Below are 24,355 nucleotides of genomic sequence, written 5' to 3'. Positions count from 1 at the left end.
ACCGTCGGTACCGCTAAATATAGGAATATCAAAATATGTTTCGGAAAGATATGGCCTTGGTCGAGGGGCCCCGTCCGCCCTCCCCGCACCGGATCGGCACCGGTTTCCGACGTCGGCGTCGGCGGCGACGACGCCGGACCGGAGCCCGGCCCGGGTACAGGCAGACGGGGCTTGGTAGACAGGGTCGGGTCGGCGTCTCGACCCTGTCTCCCCCGCATCCGACCGATCGGGGCGTTGGCATGCCCCGGCCGGGCGTCTCAGGCCGCCGCGCCCACCGGGTCACCGAACGGAGCACGACCCGCCGGACGTCGGCGAGTGCGTGCGGTACGGGTGGGGGCAACGGCGGGCGGTCTGGTCAGGTCCTACGGTGTCCACCGATGGTGGCGGTCCTCCGGTGCGGCCGGGGAATCCCGGTCCGGTCGCACCGGACGACCGTCCTGCTCGTGCGCCACCGGGCCGTCAGGCCCGGCCGCACGCTCTCCGACGCCGACCTCGTCCCGGCCGCGGGGCGCAATCCGCGGCCGGTCCTCGCCGGTCGGCTTCGGGAAGCCGGTCGGGCGATGGCGGTGCGAACACCGCTATCGCGAATGGTCGATGGTCAGACGGTCGCCGCGGTCAGCGCCGGTTCGACCTCGGTCCAGGAGGAGCCGAGTTCCGCCGAACGGGCCACCGCGTCCAGCACCAGCTGGACCTGCAACGCGTCGGCGAACGAGGGAGCCGGGTCCACACCGGTGGCGACCGCCTCGATGAAGTCGCGCATCTCGTGCGTGAACGAGTGCTCGTAGCCGATGATGTGGCCCGGGGGCCACCACGCCGACATGTACGGGTGCTCGCCCTCGGTCACCAGGATGCGGCTGAAACCCTGCTCCGCGGTGGGCCTGGTGGCGTCGTAGAACTCCAGCTCGTTGAGCCGCTCCAGGTCGAAGACCACGCTGCCCAACGAACCGTTGATCTCGACGCGCAGCGCGTTCTTGCGACCGGTGGCGAACCGGCTCGCCTCGTACGTGGCCAGCGCGCCACCGTCGAGCCGGGCCACGAACACCGCGGCGTCGTCGACGGTGACCGGCCCGGTGGGCGCCGTGCCGCCGTCCACGGTGGCCGCGAGGCCGCTCGACTCGGCCGGCAACGGACGCTCCCTGACGAAGGTCTCGGTGACCGCGCTGACCCCACTGATCCGCTGACCCGTGACGAACTGGGTCAGGTCGATGATGTGGGCACCGATGTCACCGAGCGCGCCGGAGCCCGCCCTGTCTTTCTGCAACCGCCAGACCAGCGGGAACTGCGGGTCCACGATCCAGTCCTGCAGGTACGTCGCACGGACGTGTCGAATCACCCCGAGCCGTCCGTCGGCCACCAACTGCCGCATCATCGTGACCGCGGGGACCCGGCGGTAGTTGAACCCGCACATCGACCGCACTCCGGCGGCCCGGGCGACCTCCGCCGCAGCGGTCATCGCCCGCGCCTCCTCCACCGTGTTGGCCAGCGGCTTCTCGCACAGGACGTGCTTGCCGGCGGCCAACGCGGCGAGGGCGATCTCGGCGTGACTGTCGCCCGGGGTGCACACATCGATCACATCGATGTCGTCCCGGTTGATCAGATCACGCCAGTCCGTGGTGTACGCCTCCCAGCCGAGCCGGTCGGCGGCGTCCGCCACCTTCCCTGTGTCTCGACCGCAGATCAGCGCCATCCGGGCCCGCGTCGGCAGGTCGAACACGCGGTTCACGGTGCGCCACGCCTGCGAGTGCGCGGCGCCCATGAACGCGTAGCCGACCATGCCGATCCGCAGTTCTTTGTCTGTCGTGGACAAGGTGGGTCTCCCCCCGGTATGTCAGAACCCGAGCTTGTCGTAGCTGCTCGCGTTCTCCTTGGTGATCGTCTCGGAGGCCAGGGTCACTTCCTTGGGCACCTGGAGCTCCGTCAGGTCTCCCATGCCCCGGCCCTGCGCGATGAGCCGCGCAAGCGAGATCGCCGAGGAGGCCATCGACGGGTTGTAGGTGACCGTGGCCTTGAGCACGGTGTTGTCGGCCTTGATCGCGTCGATCGCGAGCTTGGAGCCGGCGCCGCCGACCATGAAGAACTCGGAACGGTTGGCCTGCTTGATGGCGGCCAGCACGCCGATGCCCTGGTCGTCGTCGTGGTTCCAGACCGCGTCGATCTTCGGCAGCGCCTGGAGCAGCTGGGACGCCTCGCGCTGACCGCTGTCCGAGGTGAACTCGGCCGAACGACGGTTCCGCACCGAGAAGCCGTAGGTCGCCAGGGCGGCCTTGAAGCCTTCGCTGCGCTCGACGGTCAGCGGGATCTCCAGACCGGCGATCTCACCGATGACCGGGTTGGCGATGCCCTTGTCCTTGAGCATCTTGCCGATGAAGTGCCCGGCCGAAACGCCCATGCCGTAGTTGTCACCCTTGATGACCAGCCGCGACGCCAGCGCGTCCGGGAAGGCACGGTCCAGGTTGACGATCGGGATGCCGGCCTGCATGGCCTGGAGGGCAACCGCGTTGACCTCCTTGCCGTCGTGCGGCAGCACGACGATGATGTCCGGCTTCTGGGCGATCAGGGTGCCGAGCGTGGAGCGCTGGGCCTCGGAGTTCGACCCACCGTCGACCTCCTTGAACTCCACGTCCGAGTACGCCGCCGCCTGGGCCTTGGCGTTGGCGTGGATGGCGCCCATCCAGCCGTGGTCGGCGGCCGGCGCGGAGAAGCCGATGACGACCTTCTTGCCGGGGGCGTTGTTGCCCTCGCTGCCGCCCGCGGCCTTGGTCTGGGTGCTGGCGGCCGGGGTCTCGTTGCTGGTGCAGGCGGTCAGCAGGGTGGCAGCGCCAACTGCGGCTCCGCCGAAGAGCAACCGGCGGCGCGACAGGTCGCGACTGTGCTGGGTCATGAACGACCTCCTGGAAGCGGTATCTGACTGAATGAGGGTGTGCGGGGCCCTGCCCACGTCGAAAGTTTCGACGTGGCCAGGGACAACGGTGCGGTGCGTCAGGCGGTGGTGACCCTGTTCCGCGCGAGGAGCCGAGTGACTGACTTGTACTGGAACTGCTGGATCAGGACGGCGGCGACGATGATGCCGCCCTTGACCATGTTCTGCGCCTCGATGGAGAGGCCGTTGATGGCGAAGAGGTTCGTGATCGTGGCGAAGATGATGACGCCGAGCAGTGAGCCGACGATCGTGCCGCGGCCCCCACTGAGCAGCGTCCCGCCGATGATCGCCGCGGCGATCGCGTCCAGCTCGTACAGGTTGGCCATCGCCGCCTGCGCCGAGGTGGCCTGCGAGGTGAGCATGATGGCGGCGATGCCGCAGCAGAGGCCGGAGAGGGCGTAGAGGAACATGGTGTGCCGCCGGACGTTGATGCCGGCCAGCCGTGCCGCCTCCGGGTTGCCGCCGACGGCGATGGTCCGCCGACCGAAGGTCGTCCGGTTGAGCAGGACCCACCCGGCCAGGACCACCGCGCCGAGGATGTAGACGAGGATCGGGATCCCGATCACCTTGCGCGCCGCGATGTCGTTGATGAAGGTGCTGCTCGACACCTGGGTCTGCTTGTTGGAGATCGACGCCGCGAGCCCTCGCGCGGCCACCAGCATCGCGAGCGTCGCGATGAAGGGGACCAACCGGCCGTACGAGATGAGCACGCCGTTGACCAGGCCGACGCAGATACCGACCACCAGGGCGGTGAAGATCATGCCGCCGGCGCCGAAGTTCTGGGTGGCGACAGTGGTGCACCAGACGCCGGCCAGCGCGACGATCGCACCTACCGACAGGTCGATGCCGCCACCGATGATCACGAAGGTCATCCCGACGGTGACCACGCCGACGACCGAGGCGAGCTGGAGGATGGCCAGAACGTTGTTCCACACCCAGTTCGGATCGCCGTACAGGTCCGGCTTCGTGATCGCGCCGACCACGATGAGCGCCACCAGCACCCCGATCAGACCGAGGTTGCGCTTGGCGCCGTCGCCGCCGTCCCCCCGCCACCAGGAGAGCCGGCCCGAAGTTGCCTTATCGCTGGCCACCGCCGTCTCCGCCGGGTCCACCGGCGGCGACTGTGCCGGAAGCTGCGGGCGCTCCGGTGTCGCGGTGGGAGTGGGAGTCGCGTCGCTCATGCCGGTGCGCCTTCCATCAAGGACCCCGCCATCACGAGGTCAAGCACAGTGTTCTCGTCGAGTTCGCCGGCCGCGGCTTCGCGGACGACACGCCCTTCCCGCATCACCAGCACCCGGTCGGCCAGGCCCAGCACCTCGGGCACCTCGCTGGAGACCAGCAACACCCCGACGCCCTGCGCGGCCAACGACCGGATGACCTGGTAGAGCTCAGCCCGGGCGCCCACGTCCACGCCCCGGGTGGGCTCGTCGAGCAGCAACAGCTTGGTGCCGCCGAGCAACCACCGCCCGACCACCACCTTCTGCTGGTTGCCGCCGGACAGCGTGCGTACCGGCCGGTCGACGTCCCGGGGCCGCAGCTCCAGGGTCTCCGCGATCCGGTCCGCCTCGGCGCGTTCCTTGGCGGCATCGGTGAAGCCGAGCCGCGCGTACCGGCCGAAGGTCGCCAGCGTGACGTTGCGGTAGATCGGTTCACCGAGCAGCAACGCCTGGCTCTTGCGTTCCTCCGGGGCCATCCCCATGCCGGCCCGGACCGCCGAGCCGACGCCGGGACGCAGCGCCTTCCCGTTCATCCGGACCTGACCGGCATCCGGGAGGCGGGCACCGTAGATCGTCTCCAGCAACTCGGAGCGACCGGAGCCGACCAGCCCCGCGATGCCGACGATCTCCCCGGCCCGCACGTTCAGCGAGACGTCGGCGAACTCACCGGTGCGGGTCAACCCCTCCACCTGGAGCAGGTCGTCGCCCGCGGTGTCGTCGGTCGGCCGGTCCGGGAAGACGTACTCGATGGTCCGGCCGGTCATCCGGCTGACCAGGTCGCGGGTCGGGGTGTCGCGCGCCGGCAGGTTCGCCGCCGTGGTCCGACCGTCCTTGAGTACGGTGACCCGGTCGCCGATCTCGCGGATCTCCTCGAGCCGGTGCGAGATGTAGATGACGGCGATGCCCTGCGCGGTCAGCTCCCGGATGATCCGGAACAGGTTGCCGACCTCGTCGTGGGCCAGCACCGCGCTCGGCTCGTCCATGATGATCAGTCGGGCCTCGTGCGACAGCGCCCGGGCCATGCTGACGATCTGCTTGCCCGCCGCCGGCAGCGACCGGACCATCCGTCCCGGCGGGATCTCGGCGTGACCGAGCCGGCCGAGGATCTGCCGGGTGTGTCGGGCCATCCGGCCGCGCTGGACGAACCCGAAGTTGCGGTACTCGTGGCCGAGGAAGGCGTTCTCCGCCACCGACAGGTCCTCGACGAGGTCGAGCTCCTGGTAGATGGTGGCGATGCCGGCCTTCATGGCGGCCTGCGGGTTGGCGAACGTCGCCGGTTCCCCGCGCCACTCCACCTGCCCCGAATCCGGTTGGTGCACACCGGCGAGCACCTTGATCAGGGTGGACTTGCCCGCGCCGTTCTGCCCGAGCAGGCAGTGCACCTCGCCGGCACGTACCTCCAGCTGCACGCCGTCCAGTGCGCGTACGCCGGGGAAGGTCTTGACCAGATCGGTGAGGCGCAGGACCACCTCGCCCGCGACGGTGTCGGCGGGAGCCTCGACCAGCGGTGCCTCGGCCGACGCGGTGGCGGCTGCGACGGCCTCGGCCGACGCGGTGGCGGGGTCATCCTCGGGCAGAGCCACAGTCTCCTCCTCGCTCACGACAGGATCTCGGTCAACTTCATGCGGCTTCCGCGAAGGCGACGTCGCTGGCCAGCACTGCCGCTCCGGCGACGCCGGCTCGGCCACCGAGCTCGGACAGCACGACGGGCAGGTTGCCGGTTGCCAACGGCAACGAACGGCGGTAGACCACGCTGCGGATCTCGGCGAGCAGGATGTGCCCGAGCTGGGCGAGCCCGCCGCCGATCACGATCATCGACGGGTTGGTGAAGCTGACCAGGCCGGCGAGCACGCCGCCGACCCGCCGTCCGCCGTCACGGATCAGCTGGATACAGGTCACGTCCCCCTCGACGGCACCCTCGGCGACGTCGAGGGCGGTCACCACACCGCGCAGGGACATCCGCTCGGCCAGCGCCGGCGACGCCCCACTGCGGGCCGCGGCGGTGGCGTCCTTGGCCAACGCGGCACCGCTGAACAGCGCTTCCAGGCAGCCGATGTTGCCGCACGAACACATCGGACCGTGCGAGTCGACCTGGATGTGGCCGATGTCGCCGGCGCAGCCGTCGGTGCCCCGGTAGACCTCGCCGGTGAGGTAGATGCCGCACCCGATGCCGGTGCCGATCTTCACGAAGAGGAAGTCGTCCACCGAGTGGGCGACCCCACCGTGCCGCTCACCGATCGCCATGATGTTGACGTCGTTGTCGACCACCGCCGGGCAGCCGTGCTCCCGGCTGAGCAGCTCACGCACCGGGTACCGGTCCCAGCCCGGCATGATCGGCGGCGAGACCGGGACGCCGTCCCGGAAGCTGACCGGGCCGGGCACCCCGATACCTACCGCGTCCAGCCGCTCGTACGCCCCGTCGACCCGGGCCTTGTGCAACAGCTCGTTGACCCGTTGCAGGGTCACCTTCGGACCGTTACGGATGTCGGCGGCCTCGCCGTAGTGGGCCACCGGTTCGAGCCGGCCGTTGACCACCTCGATGTCCATCGAGCTGGCACCGAGGTCGACGGCGGCGAAGCGCAGCTTCGGGTTCAGCTCGACCAGCGTCGAGCGACGCCCACCCCGGGAGGCGGCGAGCCCCGCCTCGGCGACGTAACCCAGGGCTACCAGACGATCGAGCTCGGCCAGCATGCGAGGTCGCGGCATCTGGAGCTGGTCGCCCAGTTCGGCCCGCGACACGGCGCCCTCGTCGCGGAGCAACCGCAACAGTCGCACGTGAAGGGGATCGACCGTTCGCACCGAGAGCCGCCTCTGCATTGGCATCGTTCACATCGACGCAATGCCGATGTGTTGTGTCCGACACAGTAGGAGCGCTCGCATCAGCTGTCCAGAGCTTCGGCTGTTCCGACGCTAACTTTTGCTCAAACGGACAGAAGTTTTGGTTGCGCCTTGCGGAGGTGCTTCCCGCCCGCCCGCTGCCCGCCCGGCGGAGCTGCGCATCACCCTCGCGCCCCGTGCCCCGTGCCCCGCGCAACATCCTGGAAGCAGGGGTGTCGACGCGCCGGGAGACCACTACATCCGGGATCTTGCACGATCTTGAGCGCCGGACCCACCGGAGAGCGCGAAATCCGCGGGAAGATCCGCGCAGTATCGGAAAAGTGCTGCCTCCACGCGCAGGTAGGCAGCAACATCCCCGATACTGCCCGGATCTTGAGGACGAGCGGTCGGCGTGGGCAGGGCCAGCGCGGGCGCGGGCACGCGGACGGGCGCGGGCGCGGGCAGGGCACGACGCGAGCGCGCGGACGGCGCAGGCGCGAGCACGGGTACGGGCAGGGTGAGCGCCGCACCCAGCGTGGGTTGGGCGAATCCGACGAGGTCAGCTCGGGCGGAATCCCCTCGGTGCCGGGCGGTCTCGCGGCGTCGGCGCCAAACCCTGCCCAAGCAGCGAATACGCCCGCGGAGGGCCTGCTGAACAGCCCGTGTCCAGCACCACAACAATTGCAAAGGACGTTGACAGTCGTCTACGTCACCGATAGCGTCCTCAGACATCGACAGCCACGGGGTCGAATCGCGCACCGCAATTCTCCAATCTCGATGAAACGCCGTTCTGTCGTGCCCGAAAACCCCGACGGGAAGGACCCCAATGAATCGACCGACGCGATTTGTCGCGGCCGTGTCCGCAGCAACCTTCTTCGCTTTCCTGGTGCCATCGGCGGCTCAGGCGGCACCAGCTTCGACGGGCTCTGCCGTCGCGGCAACGGTCGCCGCACCTGTCCAGCAGGCCGCCTCCAACCCCGCTGGCTCGGACTTCGTCCCGCTCGGCAACTGCACGGCCGGCATCTTCTGCGGTGAGGTGAAGAACCGGCTGGGCCGATCCGTGAAGCTTTCGGGCAACTGGCCGACCAACAGCAAGACCATGTGGTTGCCGGCCGGTCAGGGCAGCGCCTCCGATTCGAGGTATTACTACGACTTCCGGGACACTGACGGTTTCCAGGTGCCCAGCGGATACATTTACTACGACAGCGTGGGTAACAAATATTACCCGGGCTGGCACAAGGTGAACGACCTGCAGGTAGTCACGCTCAACGGCTGGTGCCTCACCTCAGCCTGCAGCTGACAATCGGTTCCACAATTGCGCGCGTCCAGTGGCTACCGGGTCCAGAACGGGCCTGGTAGCCACTGACGCGTCGGCTCAGTCGACCGAACCCCGCTGGTTGCGCTTCTTGCGGAGTTTGCGGTCGTCGCGCAGCTCGACGTACGGCTCGTCGTCCGCAGCGTGACCCGCCGCGATGGCACGGCCGCGCTCCAACTCCGCGTCGAACTCGGCGCCCAGCAGGATCGCGATGTTGCTGAGCCAGAGCCAGACCAAAAAGATGATCACGCCGGCCAGCGTCCCGTACGTCTTGTCGTACGAACTGAAGTTGCTCACGTAGAAGGCGAACAACCCGGAGATCACCAGCCAGATCACCACCGCCAGCACGCCGCCGGGGCTGACCCAGCGGAAACCACCGTGGCGGGCGTTCGGCGAGGCCCAGTAGAGGATCGCGAACATCAGACTGACCAGAACCAGCAGCACCGGCCACTTCGCGATGTCCCACACCGCGACCGCCGTCGAGCCGACGCCGATCACGTCGCCGACCGACTCGGCCAGGCGACCGGTGAACACCACGATCACCGCGCTGGCCAGCAGCAGCACCCCGATCACCGCCGTCACGCCGAGCCGGATCGGCAGCGTCTTCCAGATCGGCCGCCCCTCCGGCACGTCGTAGATCGTGTTCGAGGCGCGCATGAACGCCCCGACGTAGCCGGAGGCGGACCAGAACGCCGCCACCAGACCGATGATCGCGGCGATGCTGGCGAGGCCACCGTTCTTGTCCGCGGTGTCGATCGCGCCCTCGATGATCTTCTGGATGCTGTCGTTCGGCACCGCCTGGTTGACGGTGTCCTTGACGCCCTCGGTGGCGCTCTCACCGAGCAGACCGAGCAGCGAGATCAGCACCAGCACACCGGGGAAGATGGACAGCACCCCGTAGTAGGTGAGCGCCGCCGCCCAGTCGGTCAGGCTGTCGTCCTGGAACTCGCTGATCGTCCGACGCAGGGCCGCCTTCCACCCACTGCCCGGCAGGTCGGTGGGGCTGTCCGGGCCCGCGTCGGGACCAACCGGCGCGCTGGCGGAAGCACGCTCCTGCTCCCGCTGGGCGGGAGACTCGTTCGAGGCCATCGCCCCTCCTCATCGTCGGCGGTGTCACCTCCGGACATGCCCCGTCGACGGTCGCCCATAACCCCTACCTGTAGAGCAACCTGCCCATCCGGTGCGAGGCCACCAGCAGGCCGACCGCCATCACCACCAGCAGGTAGAGCACGTCGAGCAGCCAGAGCCACCCGCCACTGCCCAGTGTGACCCCGCGAATCAGGTGAACCGAGCGGTAGAGCGGAGTGACCTCGACCAGCCAGTGCAGCACCGTCGGGTAGGCCTGCGCCGGCACGAAGGTGCCGGAGAACAGGAAGAGGGTGAACAGGGCGGAGTTCACCAGGTCGAAATCCTGCCAGCTGCGCATCACGGTGGAGACCGCCATGCCGAGCGCCCCGAACGCGAATCCGACGAGCACCGCCGCCGGGAGGGCGGTCAGCGCCCGGGTCACGCTGGTCAGGTCCAGAGCGACCATCACGCCGAGGAACGCCGCCGAGTAGGCGCTGCCCCGCAGCATCGCCCAACCCAACTCGCCCACGGCGATCTCGAACGGCCGTACCGGGGTAGCGATCATCCCGTCGTACAGCTTCATGTACTTCATCTTGCCGAAGAAGTTGAATGTGGTCTCCGAGATCGCCCCGGTCATCGCCGAGGAGGCGAGCATCGCCGGGGCCACGAATGCGGCGTACGGGACCAGCCGCCCATCGGGCAGCGGCAGATCGCCGATCAGCGCGCCGACGCCCAGCCCGATGGAGAGCAGGTAGAGCAGCGGCTCCACGAAGCCGGAGAGCAACAGCAGCCAGTAGGCCGGCTTCAGCGCCGCGACGTTGCGCTCGACAACCGACGCCGACCGCCGGGACGCGGCGGAAACGTCGACCAGCCGGGGCAGGATCAGCGTGACCACGACAAGCCTCCCTAGACGACGAGCTTGCGACGGAACGCGCGTGCCGCCATCAGCCAACCGGCGGCGGCCCAGGCACCCAGGTAGAGCACGTGCCCGACGATCGACCACTGTGGGGCGACGCCCAGCGTGGCCGCGCGGCACAGGTCGACGGCATGCCACAGCGGCGTCACGTACGCCAGCCACCGCAGCGCGTCGGGCAGTGACTCGACCGGGAAGAACACCCCGGCGAAGAGTGCCATGGGAATGACCGCGAACCGGAACAGCATCGCCAGCCAGTTGTCACTGGACACCGACGCCGCGTACGCGAAGGTCGGCGCGGCAACGGCCAGCCCGAGCAACGCGACCACCGGCAGGGTGACCAGGGCCCACGGTGAGCGCAACGCCCCGAACAACCCGGTGACCAGCAGGAACGCCGCGATCGTGGTGAGCACCCGGAACAACACGAAGGCCAGGTGACCGGCCAGGATGTCGCCCACCCGCAACGGTGAGGCGGCCTGCGAGAAGTAGATCTTGACCCACTGGAAGTTGCTGAACACCGGCCAGGTGGAGTCACCGACTGTCACCTGGAGCGCGGTCGAGGCGATCAGCCCGGGGACCAGCCAGTCGAGGTAAGGCACCCCGCCGACACCCTGGTCGATGTAGGCCCCCACGCCGAACCCGAAGCCGAGCACCGTCAGCACCGGCAACAGGAACGAGGAGAACACGCCCGCCCGCCAGGTGCGCCGCAGACCGACCAGGTAGTGCTCGAACACCGAATACGCCGGCACCCACGGGAACCGCGCCGATCCCGCCACACTCACACGACCACCCCGCCCACCGCGTCGGCACCACGACCTGTCTACCCCCGGGGTACGACAACGTCGGTCACCCTACGGCGACGCAGTCGACGCGTCGCCCGGGTTTCGCCGGCCTCGACCGACGCACCGGCCTCGGTCGACACGCTGGCCGCCTCGGTCGACACGCTGGCCGCCTCGGTCTGGGCGCTGGCCGCCTCGGTCGACGCGCCCGCCGCCTTGATCGACTCGGGTTGCAGGACGTCGGGGTATCAGTCACGGGGGATGCCCCGTTTTCCCGGAAATCCGAGTCGATCAACGGACTGACGCAACGCGGCGGCCTTGCCGCGCCGGGACACCCCTATATCGCCGACCTGGACTCGATCACACCGAGCGAACCGGATCGGACCGGACGAACGTGCGCCACGCGTCGGGCGTGAAGACGAGCACCGGCCCGGCCGGGTCCTTGGAGTCGCGGACGGCCACCAGCCCAGACAGGTTGTCGGCAACCTCCACACAGGCACCGCCACTGCCGTTGCTACGGGTGCTCTTGCGCCACCGGGCGCCGGTCAGATCCATGTCTCCGCCACCTCCGCGATCAGGTCGAGGGACTGCTGCTGCGATAGTGCCTCACCCCGGATCGACTCCCACACCTCGACCATCTGCCGCACATACTCGGACCGGTCGATCACCTGCCCGTGGCGCTGCCCATCCAGGTAGACGACGTCCTCACCGGTGGCTGCGGTGGCGATCACGAAGGGCCCGTCGAGCCCAGCGTACGCACCGGCAGACAGCGGAACGACCTGGATTCGGACCCGGGACAGGGCGGAGCCGAGCTTCACCAGGTGACGCAACTGCTCGCGCATCACCTCCGGTCCGCCGATGTGGCGGCGCAGCGTGTACTCATCGACGACCACGCTGAGCAGCGGCGGCCGGTCCCGCGTGAGCACGGCCTGTCGGTCCAGCCGGGCGGTCACCTGCTGCTCGACCTCGTCGGCCGCGAAGAGCCCAGCACCGGCCAGGATGGCGCGAGCGTAACTCTCGGTCTGCACCAGACCCGGCACATAGAGCGGCTCGAACCACCGCAGCGCTGTGGTTTCCTGTTCGATGCCGGCCCAGTCGCGGAACCACGGCACCACGGCTTCCCGGCTGATCCGCCGTTGGATGCGCTCGAATCGTCCGTCGGCCTGGAACACGGCGTCACACCGGCGCGCGAAGTCCAGGCTCGGCCGGCGCTCGGATGTCTCCACCTTGGCGACCAGGGCCCCGGAATAGCTCAACGCCTCGGCCAGCGCCGCCTGCGACATCCCAGTGCTGGCGCGAGCCAGCCGCAGTTCCTCGGCGAAGTGCTCCAGCATGGACGAGCTTTCCACGGACAACCCCCGTACATCTTCGTACCGTGCTGGGCCAGTCGCCGTACGCCCTGGTCGTCGGCGTGCGGAACCTCCCACCGTAGTCGGGTCCACACCAGACTGTCACGCAGCGGAACCGCTCACGGGATCGGACGACGGGCGGAACCAGGCCGGGAGCGTCCCGCGACCCCCGATCCGGGGCGCTCCCACCCACGCGTTGGAGGTTCCTTCGTGCGACACACCTGGTCGACTCATGACAGACGCACCTGGTCGGCTGATGACGGTGGCGGCCACTGATGCCCCGGTACCGTCCACACGTGGCGGCGCGCCCGTCCTGGCGCTGCCGGGTCTGCGGCGCGGCGTGGCCCTGCTCGCCGGCTCGCCTGTCGCTGCTCGGCGAGTACCGGGAGGACCGGGTCGGTCTGCTCGTCTACCTCGCGGCATTGCTCTACGAGGCGGCGGGGGACCTCGCCGGCCAGGCCGGTCACGACCGGCTGAGCGACCGATTCATCACCTGGGCCCGTGCCCGTTGAAGCGGTGCGTGGGCAGTTGGTCAGGTCGGTCGGTACGCGCGGACCAGTGCCTGCACGGCGTAACCGAGCAGCAGCAGTCCCGCGCCGACGCCGACCACCAGGCCGGCGGAGACCGCCGAGGCGAGACCGGTGACGAGCCCTGCCGCCGCGACCAGGCACAGTGCGCCACCGAGGGGACGAAGCAGCGGATCCCGCAGGAGCGGGGCGAGCGGGAAGAAGTGCAGGCCGACCACCAGGCAGACCAGCACCGGCACGTACTCGGACCGGCCGGCGGCGATCAGCACGGCGGCACCCAGCCCGGCGGCGGCGAACTCGGCGACGACGATGAGCAGGTACGGGCGGTCGGCTGCCCGGTCCCGGGGGCTGCCGGCCCCTCGGAGGCGGGCGGACAGCACACCGCCCAACACGGCGGTGAGCAGTGCGGCGATGCTGCCCACCACGAGCAGGGCCCGCAGCGGTTGCTCTGCCGCCGGCACACTGAACCAGACCATCGCGAAGATGCCCAGGTAGAGGGCGGTGAGCCCGGCCTGACGTCGGTTGGCGGTCAGCAGATCGGACATGACACCCCCGTGATCGGAAGCCTTCCTCGGCCGGCCGATGGTACGCGCAAGATCAAAAGCAGTCGACCGTGATCGTGGACGGTCAGTCGACGAGGGTGCGACCGGTCAGGTGCAGGAAGACGTCCTCCAGGCCGCTGCGCCGGACCAGCACGTTGGCCGGGTTGAGCCCCAGCGCGGTGACCTCGGCGACCGCCGCGTCGCCGTCCGGCACGTAGAGCAGGATCCGGTCGGGCAGCACCTCGACCCGCTCCCCCAGCCCGGCGAGCTTGCCCGCGAACGGTTCCTGGGACTCGGCGGCGAATCGCAGCTCGACCACCTCACGGGTGGAGTGCTGCTCGATCAGGGCGCGGGGCGAACCCTCCGCGACGATCCGCCCGCCGTCCATCACCACGAGGCGGTCGCAGAGCTGCTCGGCCTCGTCCATGTAGTGGGTGGTGAGCACCAGCGTGACGCCCTGCTGCTTGAGTCGGAACAGCCGCTCCCACACCAGGTGCCTCGCCTGCGGGTCGAGCCCGGTGGTCGGCTCGTCCAGCAGCACGATCTCCGGCTCGTTGACCAGGGCGCGGGCGATGGTCAGCCGACGCTTCATGCCGCCGGACAGCGGCTCGACCCTGCTGTCGGCCCGCTCGGTGAGCTGGACGAAGTCGAGCAGCTCGGCCGCGCGCTCCCGGGCGACCCGGCGGGGGATGCCGAAGTAGCGGGCGTAGACGGTCAGGTTTTCCCGGACGGTCAACTCCGGATCGAGATTGTCCAACTGCGGGCACACACCCAGCCGCGCTCGGATCGCCGGCCCGTCGGCCACCGGGTCGAGGTCGAGAATGCGCAGCTCGCCGGCGCTGGGCGGGGAGATGCAGCCGACCATCCGCATGGTGGAGGACTTGCCGGCGCCGTTGGGCCCGAGGAACCCGAATGCCTCACCCGAGCGAACCTCGACGTCGATGCCGTCCACTGCGGTGAAGTCACCGAACCGCTTCACCAGCCCGCGAGCCTGAATCAGTGGTCGCCCGAAAGTCACCGCCCGACCCTAACCGCCAGGTCCGACAGCCCTCCACGCAAATATCCGCCGCGACCGGCCGTCCGCACCGCCAGCCCGCAGAACCACCACCGCGCCACGGCCGGCTCTCTCCGCCGAAACGCCGATCAATGCCCCGCTCGCCGACCGATCGACGTGTATCGTCCCTCTGTGTCGCCCATCAGTACGCCCGATGGTTCGTCGCCCCCTGCCCGACCAGCCAACTCTCCGGCCGGCGAGCCCACGGCCAGCACCGAGCGTGCGGCACCCCGACCGCGCCCGACGCCCGAGCCCGACGGCGACCACCCGACCCAACCGGCCACCCGAGAGACCGAGCCGGACCGGAACGGGAACGACACGTCCAAGCCCGACCCGGCCGGCAACGACGCGACCACGCCCGACCAGAACGGGCACAACACCGCCGGGCCCGACCAGAACGGCAACAACACCGCCACGCCCGACCAGAACGGCACCGACGCGACAACGTCACACCCCGGCTCGCTCCACCTGAGCGCACCCGACCGGCCTGGTTCCGCCGACGTCGGCTCGGCCGCCGAACGGGCCACCCGGGACCTCGCTGCCCAGTTCGAGGACGAGAAGCCGGGTCGGGTGTTGACCGGGCCGGTGGGCCTGATCCTCACCGGGGTGTCGCTGGCGGTCGGCGCGCTGGCTCTCTGGCAGGTGTTCCGTCCGCTGTCGCAGGGCAGCAAGTTTTACTTGATCATCTTTCTCGCCGGCGTACTCCCTCTTGTCTTTCTCGCCTACCCGGCCGACCTGCGGCTGCCGGCCCGCCTCCGCGCCCGGCGACGGCGCGTCGCCAGCGACAGCGACAGCACCAACCGCGACAGCGACAGCACCCGGGCGCGGCCGACCGCCACCGACTGGGTGCTGGTCGCGCTGGCGGCGGCCGCCTGCCTCTACCCTGTCCTGCCGGTCCCGATCGGTACGGGTGGCGGCGGCTACAACGCCTTCCTCGACCGGCAGGGCCTACTGGCGCCAGTGGATCTGGTGCTGGGCACCGTCCTGCTGCTCCTGCTGCTGGAGGCGTGCCGGCGTACGACCGGTTGGATCCTGCCGGCGGTCTGCCTGCTGTTCCTCGGTTACGGCTACTACGGCGGGTTGCTGCCGCAGTCCTGGCCGGTCGCACACTCCGGGCTCGACTTCGGTCAACTGGTGGACGCGTTCTACAACTCCGACAGCGGTTTCTACGGCACTCCCCTGGACGTGGCCGCCTCGTACATCGTGCTGTTCACCATCTACGGCGCGGTGCTGGAGCTGTCCGGGGCCGGCCGGTTCTTCGTCGAGTTGTCGGCCGCCGCGTTCCGCCGCTCACGCACCGCCGCCGGTCGCACGGCGGTGGCCTCCGGTTTCCTGCTCGGCACCGTCTCCGGCTCCGGGGCGGCGACGACGGTGAGCATCGGCGCGGTCACCTGGCCGCTGCTGCGCCGCGCCGGCTACCCACCGGAACGGGCCGGTGGCATGTTGGCGGCGGCCGGGGTGGGCGCGATCCTCTCCCCGCCGACCCTGGGCGCCGCGGCGTTCATCATCGCCGAGTACCTGGGCGTCTCGTACCTCCAGGTACTGGGCTGGGCGACGGTGCCCACGGTGCTCTACTACCTGGGCATCCTGCTCTCGGTGGAGATCGACGCGCGCCGTTCCGGGGTGCGGCCGGTCGTGGTCGACGTCGGCTCGCCGTGGCGGTTGCTGGCCCGCTTCGGCTACCACTTTGCCTCGCTGATCGCCATCATCGTCCTCCTCGCGGTCGGCATGTCCGCGACGAGAGCCGTCGTCTTCGCCACCATCCTGGCCGTCGCGCTGTCGTTTCTGGCCCCGAAGAACCGGCTCACCCCGGCGCGGCTGGTGACCGCGCTCGTCACCGGCGTACGCGGCGTGCTCGCGGTGACGGCGGTCTGCGCCGCCGCCGGCATCATCACGGCGACCACCACGAAGACCGGCCTCGGGCCGCAGGCCGCCGCGTTGCTGATCGGCTGGGCGCAGGCCGCCACCTCGGACCCGACCCTGGTCCTGGTGCTCACCGCGCTGCTCGCCGCCGTCGCGCTCAGCCTGCTGGGCCTGGCCGTGCCGGTCACCGCCTCGTTCGTGATCGGCTGGGTGATCGTCGGCCCGGCCCTGCTCGACCTGGGCGTGACCGCGCCCGCCGCGGCGATGTTCGTGTTCTACTTCGCGGTCCTGTCCGAGGTGTCGCCGCCGACCGCGCTCGCCGCGGTGGCCGCCGCAGCCGTCACCGGCGGTCGGCTGGTGCCGACCATGTGGCAGACCCTGCGGTACGCGCTGCCGGCGTACCTGACCCCGATCGCGTTCGTCATCACGCCGGCCGGGCTGGGTCTGCTCGGCATCGGCGGCGTCGGGCGGGTCGCGTTCGCCGCCGTGGTCACCGCGCTCAGCGTCGCGGTGCTCGCCGTCGCCGCCGGTGGCTGGCTGCCCGGAGTGGGCCCGGCCGGCGTACCGGAGCGGGTGCTGGGCGCGTTCGCCGGCGTCACATTGCTCTGGCTCGAACCCGTGCCGGTCGCCGTCGGCACGGCGCTGGCCGCCGTGGCGGCGGTGGGCGTCCTCGTCCGACGCGGATCCGCCGGCCGACCATCGTCCGATCCTGTGGAGGAGAAACTGTGAGACGAATCGACGTACGGCTCGCGGTGGGCCTGAGCGTGCTCGCCCTCGTCGCGGGTTGCGGAGGTCAGCAGGGCGGCGCGACCACCGACGACACGGCCAGCGAGGTCACCTGCGAGGTGACCAGGGAGACCCGCGTCGGCATCGCCACCGGCAACGCGACAGGCGTCTACTACGCGGTCGGCAACGCCCTGGCCGGGCAGCTGTCCGGGACGACCGGCGGCAAGCTCACCGGCACCGCCGCCGAGACCGGCGCTTCGGTGCAGAACGTCGAACAGCTCGTCGGTGGCCAGTACGACGTGGCGTTCTCACTGTTCGACACGGCAGTGAACGCGGTCGAGGGCAAGGGCAGCTTCACCGCGCCGCAGCCGGTGCAGGCACTGGCCCGCATCTACGACAACTACACGCAGGTGGTGGTCCGTAAGGACTCCGGGATCACCTCGGTGGCCGGCATGCGCGGCAAGCGGATCTCCACCGGTTCACCGAAGTCGGGCACGGAGGTGATCGCCAACCGGCTGCTGGAGGCCGCCGGTCTCGACCCGGCCAAGGACGTCCGGGCGCAGCGCCTCGACCTGACCAAGACGGTCGAGGGGATCAAGGACGGCAGTGTCGACGGGTTCTTCTGGTCGGGCGGTCTGCCCACCGGGGGCCTGACCGACCTGTTCACCACGGCCGGCGACAAGGTGACGTTCATCGACCTCGCGCCGCTGCTGCCGAAGATGGCCGCGCTGAGCCCCGGCTACCAGGAAGGCACGATCGGGCGGGACGTGTACAAGACGGCGGCCGACACCCCGACGATCGTCGTACCCAATGTGTTGCTGGTCCGCAAGGACCTGGACGCCAACGTCGCCTGCGCGATCACCCGGACCGTGTTCGACAAGCGCGACGCCCTGGCCCAGGCCAACCCGGCGGCCAAGGGGATCTCGCTGGACAAGGCGCGCCGGACCCTGCCGGTGCCCCTGCACCGGGGCGCCGACAAGGCGCTGAAGGACCTCGGGGCGAACTGACCCGACCGGTCAGAGGTCGGCGGGCGCGGTCGCGGCGCGGGCCACGCCGACCAGGCGGTCTGTCTCGGCGAGCACCGTCTCGTCGGCCGCCGGTGTGCCGGGGTCGAGTCGGACCGTCCAGGTCAGACCGTCGGCCCCGGCCGTCCGACGGGCCGCGACCCGCGCCGCGCCACCGGGCACCGGCTGGTGCTCGGTGTACGCGACCGAGCGGGTCACCCGCGCCCGCACCTGGTGCGGCAGCTCACGCGGGTCGAGGAGGAAGTACGTCTCGGCCGGGCCGTCGGCGACCAGCGTGTAGCCGTCGCGGTCGCTGACGGTCTCGGCGGGCGTGACGGTCAACTCCCGGCCGGACCAGACGGCCTTGAGGATGTCGTGCCAACCGAGCCGGTGCCCCCGCCCGGGCAGCCACAGCCCGAGGTTGGTGGCGACCACCACGCCGTCGCCCTCGCCGTTGCCGACCGCCGCCCAGGCCAGCACCCGCTCGTCGGCGGTCAGTGGGGGCCGGTCGGCCGGTGGCAGTTTCGGCTTGCGGCTGAACAGTCCCACCTAGAGGCCTCCCGCAGCCTGTTCGCGAAGCGCCCGGGCGTGCTGCTCCAGGGACAGCAGCTCACCGAAGGCCGCGAAGTACTCGTCCTTGTTGTTGACCGGGTTGATCCGCTGGATGCGTGACTTGAGGTCCCGGATGCGGGAGGTCACCGACCCGAACTGCACCCGGGCCATGGTGATCGACACGTAGCGTGGGTCCGGCTCCCCGTCGATGCGCAGCGGCTCCACCGCCAGCTCGCCGACCAGCGCCGCCGCCGCCAGGTCGTCGCAGGCGTCGCGGACCGACTCGATCCAGACCGCGCCGCCGGTCGCCGACGCGGCGCCACCGGCAGCCGCGACGGCGGTACGCACCGCGATGTGCACGGGGTGGCGGTATTCCGACGCCTCGACCGCGTCGAACATCGGCCCGGCCAGGACCGGCTGTTGGAGGGCGAGCTTCAGCGCCTCCCGCTCGACCATCGACTGGGGGCTGTCCACCTCCGGCTCGGGGCGCGCGGGCGCGGGGCGGGCGGCGGGTGCGGCGTCGCGGGTGCCGGGCGGCGGGGTGTTGGCGGCGGCGAGCACCGCCCGCTGCACCGGCTCGATCTCCATGCCGAGGTCCATGGCGAGCTTGCGGACGTACTCCGGGCGCTTCTCCCGGTCCTTGAGGCGCGCGACCAGCGGCGCGGCGTGGCGCATGGCCTCGACCCGGCCGTCGACGGTGTCCAGGTCGAAGCGGCCGATCACGTGCCGCAGCGCGAAGTCGACGAGCGGCTCGCGCCTGGCGACCAGGTCACGCACCGCCAGGTCACCCTTGGCCAGCCGCAGGTCGCACGGGTCCATGTTGTCCGGGCTGACGGCGATGAACGTGCGGCCGACGAAACGCTGGTCGTCCTCGAAGGCGCGCAGTGCCGCCTTCTGGCCGGCGGCGTCCCCGTCGAAGGTGAAGATGATCTCGCCCGCCACTTCGTCGCTGTCGAACAGGAGGCGGCGCAGAACGGCGATGTGGTCCGCGGCGAAGGCCGTGCCGCAGGTCGCCACAGCGGTGGTCACCCCGGCCAGGTGGCAGGCCATCACGTCGGTGTACCCCTCGACGATCACCGCCCGACCCTGCTTGGCGATCTCCCGTTTGGCCTGGTCGACGCCGTAGAGCACCTGCGACTTCTTGTAGATCGGCGTCTCGGGGGTGTTCAGGTACTTCGGGCCGTCGTCGTCGTCGAAGAGCTTGCGCGCGCCGAAGCCGATCACGTCACCGGCGAGGTCGCGGATCGGCCAGAGCAGCCGACGGCGGAACCTGTCGATCAGACTGCCGGAACGGGCCTCCCGGGACAGCCCGGCGGTGACCAGCTCCTGGTGGGTGAAGCCCTGCTGGCGCAGGTGCTTGGTGAGCAGGTCCCAGCCGTCGGGCGCGAAGCCGCAGCCGTAACGCTCGGCGGCGGCCCGGTCGAACCCGCGCCTGGCCAGGAACTCCCGGGCCGGTCGGGCGCCCGCCGTGCCGAGCTGCGCCCGGTAGAACTCGACAGCGGCGGCGTGCGCGGCGACCAGGCGCTGACGCTGGCCCTGCTGCGGTCGAGGGCGCGGGGCGCCCTTGTCGTCCTCGATGTAGCGCAGTTGGATGCCGGCGCGGCCGGCCAGCCGCTCGACGGACTCGACGAAACTGAGGTGGTCGGCGTCCATCAGGAACTTGATCGCGTCGCCGCCGGCCCCGCAGCCGAAGCAGTACCAGACGTTGCGGGCCGGCGAGACGTTGAACGACGGGCTCTTCTCGTCGTGGAACGGACACAGGCCCTTGAGGTTGCCGCCGCCGGCGGACTTCAGGGTGACGGTCTCGGAGATCACATCCCCGATCGAGGTGCGTTCCCGGACCAGTGCGATGTCCTCGTCCCGGATCCGCCCAGCCATACGCCACCCCCTCCCCGTACATCCTGCCCTGCCGGACCGACGACACGGCGGCCGGGGGACGCCGGTGTGGCGACCACCGCTGCCGGCTGGGCGGTTCCGGCCCGCACGCCGGGTCCGCCCGGGGACCATGACCAGATGCGCAGGGTACGCACCGCAGCCCCCCACCTGCCGGGATGGGTGGCCGCGTGGATGGGGTTGGGCGGACAGACCCCGCAGGCGGACGAGGCCGGTCACCGGCACGCCACCTGGTTGGAACTCTTCCTCGACCTCATCTTCGTGTACGCGTTGGCGGCCGTCGTGCGCCGGCTGGGAGACGACCCGACACCGTCACCGACGGCGGTGCTGGCCGTGCTCGGGCTCTTCGTGGTGGTCCAGTGGGCCTGGATGGGGCAGGTCTACTACGACACCCGGTTCGATCCGGACGACGCGCTGCACCGGCTGCTGGTGCTCGTCGCCCTGGTCGGGGCGGGCGCGATGACGCTCGGCGTCGACGAGGTGCCGGAGAGCGTGCTCCTGCCGATCGGGTACCTGATCGTGCGGGGGGTGCTGCTCCTGCTGTACCTGCGCGCCCGCCCGACCAGTCCGGCGGCCCGCACGGTGACGACCGTCTACCTGATCGGCTTCGGGGCGGGCTGGCTGATCTGGTTGGCGTCGCTGGCAGCCCCCACCGAGCTGCGCCCGGTCCTGTGGGTCGTCGCGATGGTCATCGAACTGGCCACACCCTGGCTCGGTGTGCGGTGGCTCAACAACTGGCCGGTGGACAACAGGCACCTGCCGGAACGGATCGGGCAGTTCACCATCATCGTGCTGGGTAGCGCGCTGGCCAACCTGCTCTTCGCCGTGCCGGACCACCCCCCGCCGCCCATGATCGTCACCGCCGCGATCGCGTTCCTGATCCCGGCAGCCGTGTGGTGGGTCTACACCACGTTCGTCACCACCCGCCTGCTCCAGACTCGGCTCCGCGGGGGGCAGGCGTACAGCTACCTGCACATCCCGCTCGGCGGCGCGCTGCTGCTGCTCGGTTGGGCGCTGGGGCAGGTGGTTCGGCTGGTGGACGACAACGTGGCCCACCTGCCGCTGGAGTTACGGCTGCTGCTGGGCGCGTCGATAGTGGTGTGGACGGCATGCGGCCTGGCCCTGTACTGGCTGTGGACCCGGCCGAGCGCCGCCCGGTTGGCGATCGCCGCCTACGGGGTGGTGTCGGTCAGCGTGATCACCACGACGGTGCGCCAGCCGAGGCTGATGCTGGCGCTGGTCGCGGCCGCGGTCGTCGGGTACGCGGTGCTGCTCAGCCGTCGACTCGCCAGGGCCGGTGCGGCCAACCGCACGCCCGAGGGATGAGCGACGGTCAGGCCGCCCCGACCCCCTCGACGGGGGTCTCCTCCTCGGCCGCCACCTGCCGGTTCCAGTCGGCCTTGGTGGATCGCCAACCCTCGTCGTCCATGCCACTGCGCCAGTAACCGGAGATGGAGAGCCGGTCAAGCGGCACACCCCGCTCGCCGCGCAGCAGCCTGCGCAGGTGCCGGACGAAGGCCGCCTCACCGTGCACGAAGGCGTGCACCTGCCCGGCCGGGAACTCCAACGCCCGCACCGCCTCGACCAGCGCCTCGCCCACCGGGCGCTCGCCCCGGTGCAACCAGGTCAGCTCGACCGCCCCCGGACTGAGCAGCTTCTGCTCCTCATCCGGGTCGGCGATCTCCACGAAGACGTGGGCCGGGGCGCCCAGGGGCAGCCGCTCCAGCGCGGCGGCGATCGCCGGCAGGGCGCTCTCGTCGCCGACCAGCAGGTGCCAGTCCGCGTCCGGGCTCGGCGCGTACGCCCCACCGGGGCCGACGAAGTGCACGGGATCACCCGGGCGTAGCCCGGCAGCCCACGGACCGGCCAGCCCTTCGTCGCCGTGGTACACCACGTCCACGGTCAACTCCTGCGCCAGCGGATCCCAGCGCCGCACCGTGTACGCGCGCTGCCGGGGCCACTGCTCCCGGGGTAGGTCCCGACGGATCGCGGCGAGGTCCAACGGCTGCGGGTACGCGACACCCGGCTGCGGGAACACCACCTTGATGTAGTGGTCGGTGAACTCGCCCACCGGCAGACCGGTCAGCTCGTCCCCACCGAGGACGAGCCGGATCAGGTGCGGGGTGGGCCGCTCGGTGCGCAGCACCCGGGCCGTGGTGACGTTCCTGGGGCGTTCCGTCATGCCAGTTAGGCTAGCCTAAGCTGCCCCGTCGCGAGCCGGCGGTGCGTCTCCGCCCACGAGGCGGGTGTGCCAGGTCACGGCCGCCGGGTCGGTGAGCGAGGCGACCTGGTCGACCACCACCCGCAGTCGGGCCGCGTCGTCCGGCGCCGCCCGCCACAGCGCCGCGAAGATCGGGTCGAGCCCGTCCGGCGCACGCCGGACCAGCGCGGCGACCAACTCGGCCAGCATCGTGCGCTGCCGCTCGTAGCGACCCCGGAAGCCGGACCGGCGCATGACGTACCGCAACGCGATGCCCTTGAGCAGGGCGCACTGCGCGCGGACCAGTCGGGGCACCACCAGGTCGGCGGCGTACCGGCGGTGCGGCCCGGGCCCGAAGCGCTCCTCCGTGGCAGCCACCGCGGCGGACACGAACCTCCCGGTCACCCCGCTGGTCGTCGCCTTCAACGCGACCTGCGCCCGGTGGCTGCCGTCGTAACCCGCCAGCGGGGCGAGCAGCGGGTCGGCCAGCACCTCGACCAGCACCTCGGCCAGGTCGTCGGCGGACTCCCCCGAGTACGCGCCCGCCACGTCGGCGCAGAGCGCGGCCCGCTCGTCGGCGTCGGTCAGCAGTGGACGCAGCGTCACGTACCCGCCGTGGATGCCGTCCTCCACGTCGTGCACCGAGTACGCGACGTCGTCGGCCCAGTCCATCACCTGCGCCTCCAGGCAGCGCCGGTCCCCGGGCGCGCCGGCCCGGATCCAGGCGAAGACCTCCGCGTCGTCGGCGTACACCCCGAACTTGCGCTCGCCGGGACGGCGCGGCCAGGGATACTTGCCGATCGCGTCGAGCGACGCCCTGGTGAGGTTGAGCCCGGCGGACGAGCCGTCCGGGGCGAGCACCTTCGCCTCCAGACGGGTCAACACCCGCAGGGTCTGCGCGTTGCCCTCGAACCCGCCGCACGGCGTGGCCAGCAGGTCCAGGGCGGCCTCGCCGTTGTGCCCGAACGGAGGGTGCCCGAGGTCGTGGGCGAGCCCGGCCACGTCCACCACGTCCGGGTCACACCCCAACCGGGCACCCATCTCCCGGGCGATCTGGGCCACCTCCAGCGAGTGGGTCAGCCGCGTACGCAGGAAGTCGTCGGTGCCAGCGGTGTGCACCTGGGTCTTGGCGGCCAATCGCCGGAACGCCGCGGAGTGCAGCACCCGGGCGCGGTCGCGCTCGTACGGTGAGCGGCGGTGCCCGGTGTCCTTGGGTGACTCCTCGACCAGCCGGGCGTCCGCCGCCGCAAGCTCACTTGCCACGGAGGACGCAGAACTCGTTGCCCTCCGGATCGGCCAGCACCGTCCACTCGACGTCGCCCTGGCCGATGTCGACGTGCCGGGCGCCCATGTCGACCAGCCGCTCGACCTCGGCCTCCTGGTCGGCGGGGCGCAGGTCGATGTGCAGTCGGTTCTTGCGCTGCTTGGCGTCGGCCACCGGCACGAAGACCAGGCCGGGCAGGCGGTCCGCGGACTGGCGGATCTCCACCTCGTCCGGACTCTCGGTGACGACCTGGTAACCGAGCGCCTCGGCCCACCAGCGGGCCAGTCGCGCCGGATCGCGGGCATCGACGGTGAGGTTCTCCCAGACGCTGGTCATTCAGTCACCTTTCCCG

The 24,355-nt window shown here is 70.6% G+C and carries 21 protein-coding genes and 1 pseudogene; 5 read left to right on the top strand and 17 right to left on the bottom strand.

Annotated elements, in window-relative coordinates:
* Positions 1 to 598: 598 nt before the first annotated feature.
* From GA0070612_RS13030 to GA0070612_RS13010, 5 genes are all read right to left on the bottom strand, one after another.
* Entirely contained in the window at positions 599 to 1,774 is a 1,176-nt protein-coding gene (locus GA0070612_RS13030; RefSeq protein WP_408630567.1) for a Gfo/Idh/MocA family protein, read from the bottom strand.
* Positions 1,775 to 1,828: 54 nt separating this feature from the next.
* Positions 1,829 to 2,881 carry a substrate-binding domain-containing protein gene (locus GA0070612_RS13025; RefSeq protein WP_088988129.1) on the bottom strand — a complete coding sequence of 351 codons (1,053 nt, stop codon included), beginning with the start codon at positions 2,879 to 2,881 and terminating at the stop codon, positions 1,829 to 1,831.
* 98 nt (positions 2,882 to 2,979) lie between these two features.
* Complete coding sequence (locus tag GA0070612_RS13020; protein WP_088988128.1) at positions 2,980 to 4,101, bottom strand: ABC transporter permease; 1,122 nt, start codon at positions 4,099 to 4,101, stop codon at positions 2,980 to 2,982.
* Positions 4,098 to 5,606: a sugar ABC transporter ATP-binding protein gene (locus GA0070612_RS13015; RefSeq protein WP_197699429.1), complete on the bottom strand. Its 1,509-nt coding sequence runs from the start codon at positions 5,604 to 5,606 to the stop codon at positions 4,098 to 4,100. The genes GA0070612_RS13020 and GA0070612_RS13015 overlap by 4 nt, the downstream gene beginning before the upstream one ends.
* 151 nt (positions 5,607 to 5,757) lie before the next feature.
* On the bottom strand, positions 5,758 to 6,936 hold the full coding sequence (locus GA0070612_RS13010; RefSeq protein ID WP_088991468.1) for an ROK family protein: 1,179 nt from the start codon (positions 6,934 to 6,936) through the stop codon (positions 5,758 to 5,760).
* 844 nt (positions 6,937 to 7,780) lie between these two features.
* On the opposite strand from GA0070612_RS13010, the gene GA0070612_RS31410 reads away from it, so the two are divergent.
* Positions 7,781 to 8,254, top strand: a complete 474-nt coding sequence (locus tag GA0070612_RS31410) for a hypothetical protein (protein ID WP_157742463.1) — start codon at positions 7,781 to 7,783, stop codon at positions 8,252 to 8,254.
* A 75-nt stretch (positions 8,255 to 8,329) separates the two neighbouring features.
* On the opposite strand, the gene GA0070612_RS12995 is transcribed toward GA0070612_RS31410, so the two are convergent.
* From GA0070612_RS12995 to GA0070612_RS12975, 5 genes are all read right to left on the bottom strand, one after another.
* Positions 8,330 to 9,358 carry a YihY/virulence factor BrkB family protein gene (locus GA0070612_RS12995; RefSeq protein WP_088988125.1) on the bottom strand — a complete coding sequence of 343 codons (1,029 nt, stop codon included), beginning with the start codon at positions 9,356 to 9,358 and terminating at the stop codon, positions 8,330 to 8,332.
* A gap of 64 nt (positions 9,359 to 9,422) precedes the next feature.
* Positions 9,423 to 10,232 (bottom strand): ABC transporter permease, encoded by an 810-nt coding sequence (locus GA0070612_RS12990; protein ID WP_088988124.1) that lies wholly within the window; start codon positions 10,230 to 10,232, stop codon positions 9,423 to 9,425.
* An 11-nt stretch (positions 10,233 to 10,243) separates the two neighbouring features.
* Positions 10,244 to 11,032 (bottom strand): ABC transporter permease, encoded by a 789-nt coding sequence (locus tag GA0070612_RS12985; RefSeq protein ID WP_088988123.1) that lies wholly within the window; start codon positions 11,030 to 11,032, stop codon positions 10,244 to 10,246.
* Positions 11,033 to 11,389: 357 nt separating this feature from the next.
* Positions 11,390 to 11,584, bottom strand: a complete 195-nt coding sequence (locus GA0070612_RS12980; protein WP_088988122.1) for a DUF397 domain-containing protein — start codon at positions 11,582 to 11,584, stop codon at positions 11,390 to 11,392.
* Positions 11,575 to 12,378, bottom strand: a complete 804-nt coding sequence (locus tag GA0070612_RS12975) for a helix-turn-helix domain-containing protein (RefSeq protein ID WP_231924545.1) — start codon at positions 12,376 to 12,378, stop codon at positions 11,575 to 11,577. The genes GA0070612_RS12980 and GA0070612_RS12975 overlap by 10 nt, the downstream gene beginning before the upstream one ends.
* Positions 12,379 to 12,674: 296 nt before the next feature.
* Between GA0070612_RS12975 and GA0070612_RS12970 the strand changes: the two genes are divergently transcribed.
* Entirely contained in the window at positions 12,675 to 12,890 is a 216-nt protein-coding gene (locus GA0070612_RS12970; protein WP_231924544.1) for a flavin reductase, read from the top strand.
* Between the two features lie 20 nt (positions 12,891 to 12,910).
* Here the strand turns inward: GA0070612_RS12970 and GA0070612_RS12965 are convergent, their stop codons facing one another.
* Together GA0070612_RS12965 and GA0070612_RS12960 are read right to left on the bottom strand one after the other, a co-directional pair.
* A complete protein-coding gene (locus GA0070612_RS12965) occupies positions 12,911 to 13,450 on the bottom strand; it encodes a hypothetical protein (protein ID WP_088988119.1) in 540 nt (179 codons plus the stop codon).
* 82 nt (positions 13,451 to 13,532) lie between these two features.
* The gene (locus GA0070612_RS12960) at positions 13,533 to 14,465 is read right to left on the bottom strand and encodes an ABC transporter ATP-binding protein (RefSeq protein WP_088988118.1); all 933 of its coding nucleotides are present in this window, start codon (positions 14,463 to 14,465) and stop codon (positions 13,533 to 13,535) included.
* Between the two features lie 168 nt (positions 14,466 to 14,633).
* On the opposite strand from GA0070612_RS12960, the gene GA0070612_RS12955 reads away from it, so the two are divergent.
* Both GA0070612_RS12955 and GA0070612_RS12950 read left to right on the top strand, forming a co-directional pair.
* Positions 14,634 to 17,093 (top strand): TRAP transporter permease, encoded by a 2,460-nt coding sequence (locus GA0070612_RS12955; protein WP_088988117.1) that lies wholly within the window; start codon positions 14,634 to 14,636, stop codon positions 17,091 to 17,093.
* The gene (locus GA0070612_RS12950) at positions 17,090 to 18,097 is read left to right on the top strand and encodes a TAXI family TRAP transporter solute-binding subunit (RefSeq protein ID WP_088988116.1); all 1,008 of its coding nucleotides are present in this window, start codon (positions 17,090 to 17,092) and stop codon (positions 18,095 to 18,097) included. The genes GA0070612_RS12955 and GA0070612_RS12950 overlap by 4 nt, the downstream gene beginning before the upstream one ends.
* Before the next feature lie 9 nt (positions 18,098 to 18,106).
* Here the strand turns inward: GA0070612_RS12950 and GA0070612_RS12945 are convergent, their stop codons facing one another.
* Positions 18,107 to 18,643 (bottom strand): hypothetical protein, encoded by a 537-nt coding sequence (locus GA0070612_RS12945; RefSeq protein ID WP_088988115.1) that lies wholly within the window; start codon positions 18,641 to 18,643, stop codon positions 18,107 to 18,109.
* Positions 18,644 to 20,546: pseudogene (gene dnaG, locus GA0070612_RS12940) on the bottom strand (DNA primase).
* 113 nt (positions 20,547 to 20,659) lie between these two features.
* Here dnaG and GA0070612_RS12935 point away from each other — a divergent pair.
* A complete protein-coding gene (locus tag GA0070612_RS12935; RefSeq protein ID WP_157742462.1) occupies positions 20,660 to 21,865 on the top strand; it encodes a low temperature requirement protein A in 1,206 nt (401 codons plus the stop codon).
* A 7-nt stretch (positions 21,866 to 21,872) separates the two neighbouring features.
* On the opposite strand, the gene GA0070612_RS12930 is transcribed toward GA0070612_RS12935, so the two are convergent.
* Genes GA0070612_RS12930 through GA0070612_RS12920 form a run of 3 tightly spaced genes read right to left on the bottom strand, consistent with a single transcriptional unit; the run spans position 21,873 to position 24,339 of the window.
* Positions 21,873 to 22,721 carry a siderophore-interacting protein gene (locus GA0070612_RS12930; RefSeq protein WP_088988112.1) on the bottom strand — a complete coding sequence of 283 codons (849 nt, stop codon included), beginning with the start codon at positions 22,719 to 22,721 and terminating at the stop codon, positions 21,873 to 21,875.
* A 15-nt stretch (positions 22,722 to 22,736) separates the two neighbouring features.
* Positions 22,737 to 24,002 carry a deoxyguanosinetriphosphate triphosphohydrolase gene (locus GA0070612_RS12925; protein WP_088988111.1) on the bottom strand — a complete coding sequence of 422 codons (1,266 nt, stop codon included), beginning with the start codon at positions 24,000 to 24,002 and terminating at the stop codon, positions 22,737 to 22,739.
* Positions 23,992 to 24,339 (bottom strand): VOC family protein, encoded by a 348-nt coding sequence (locus GA0070612_RS12920; RefSeq protein WP_088988110.1) that lies wholly within the window; start codon positions 24,337 to 24,339, stop codon positions 23,992 to 23,994. The genes GA0070612_RS12925 and GA0070612_RS12920 overlap by 11 nt, the downstream gene beginning before the upstream one ends.
* Between the last annotated feature and the right edge of the window lie 16 nt (positions 24,340 to 24,355).

The sequence above is a fragment of the Micromonospora chokoriensis genome, assembly GCF_900091505.1.
Classification (GTDB): Bacteria; Actinomycetota; Actinomycetes; order Mycobacteriales; family Micromonosporaceae; genus Micromonospora; species Micromonospora chokoriensis.
The sequence above is the reverse complement of the archived record's forward strand: the minus strand, read 5'-3'. Positions and strand labels throughout refer to the sequence as shown.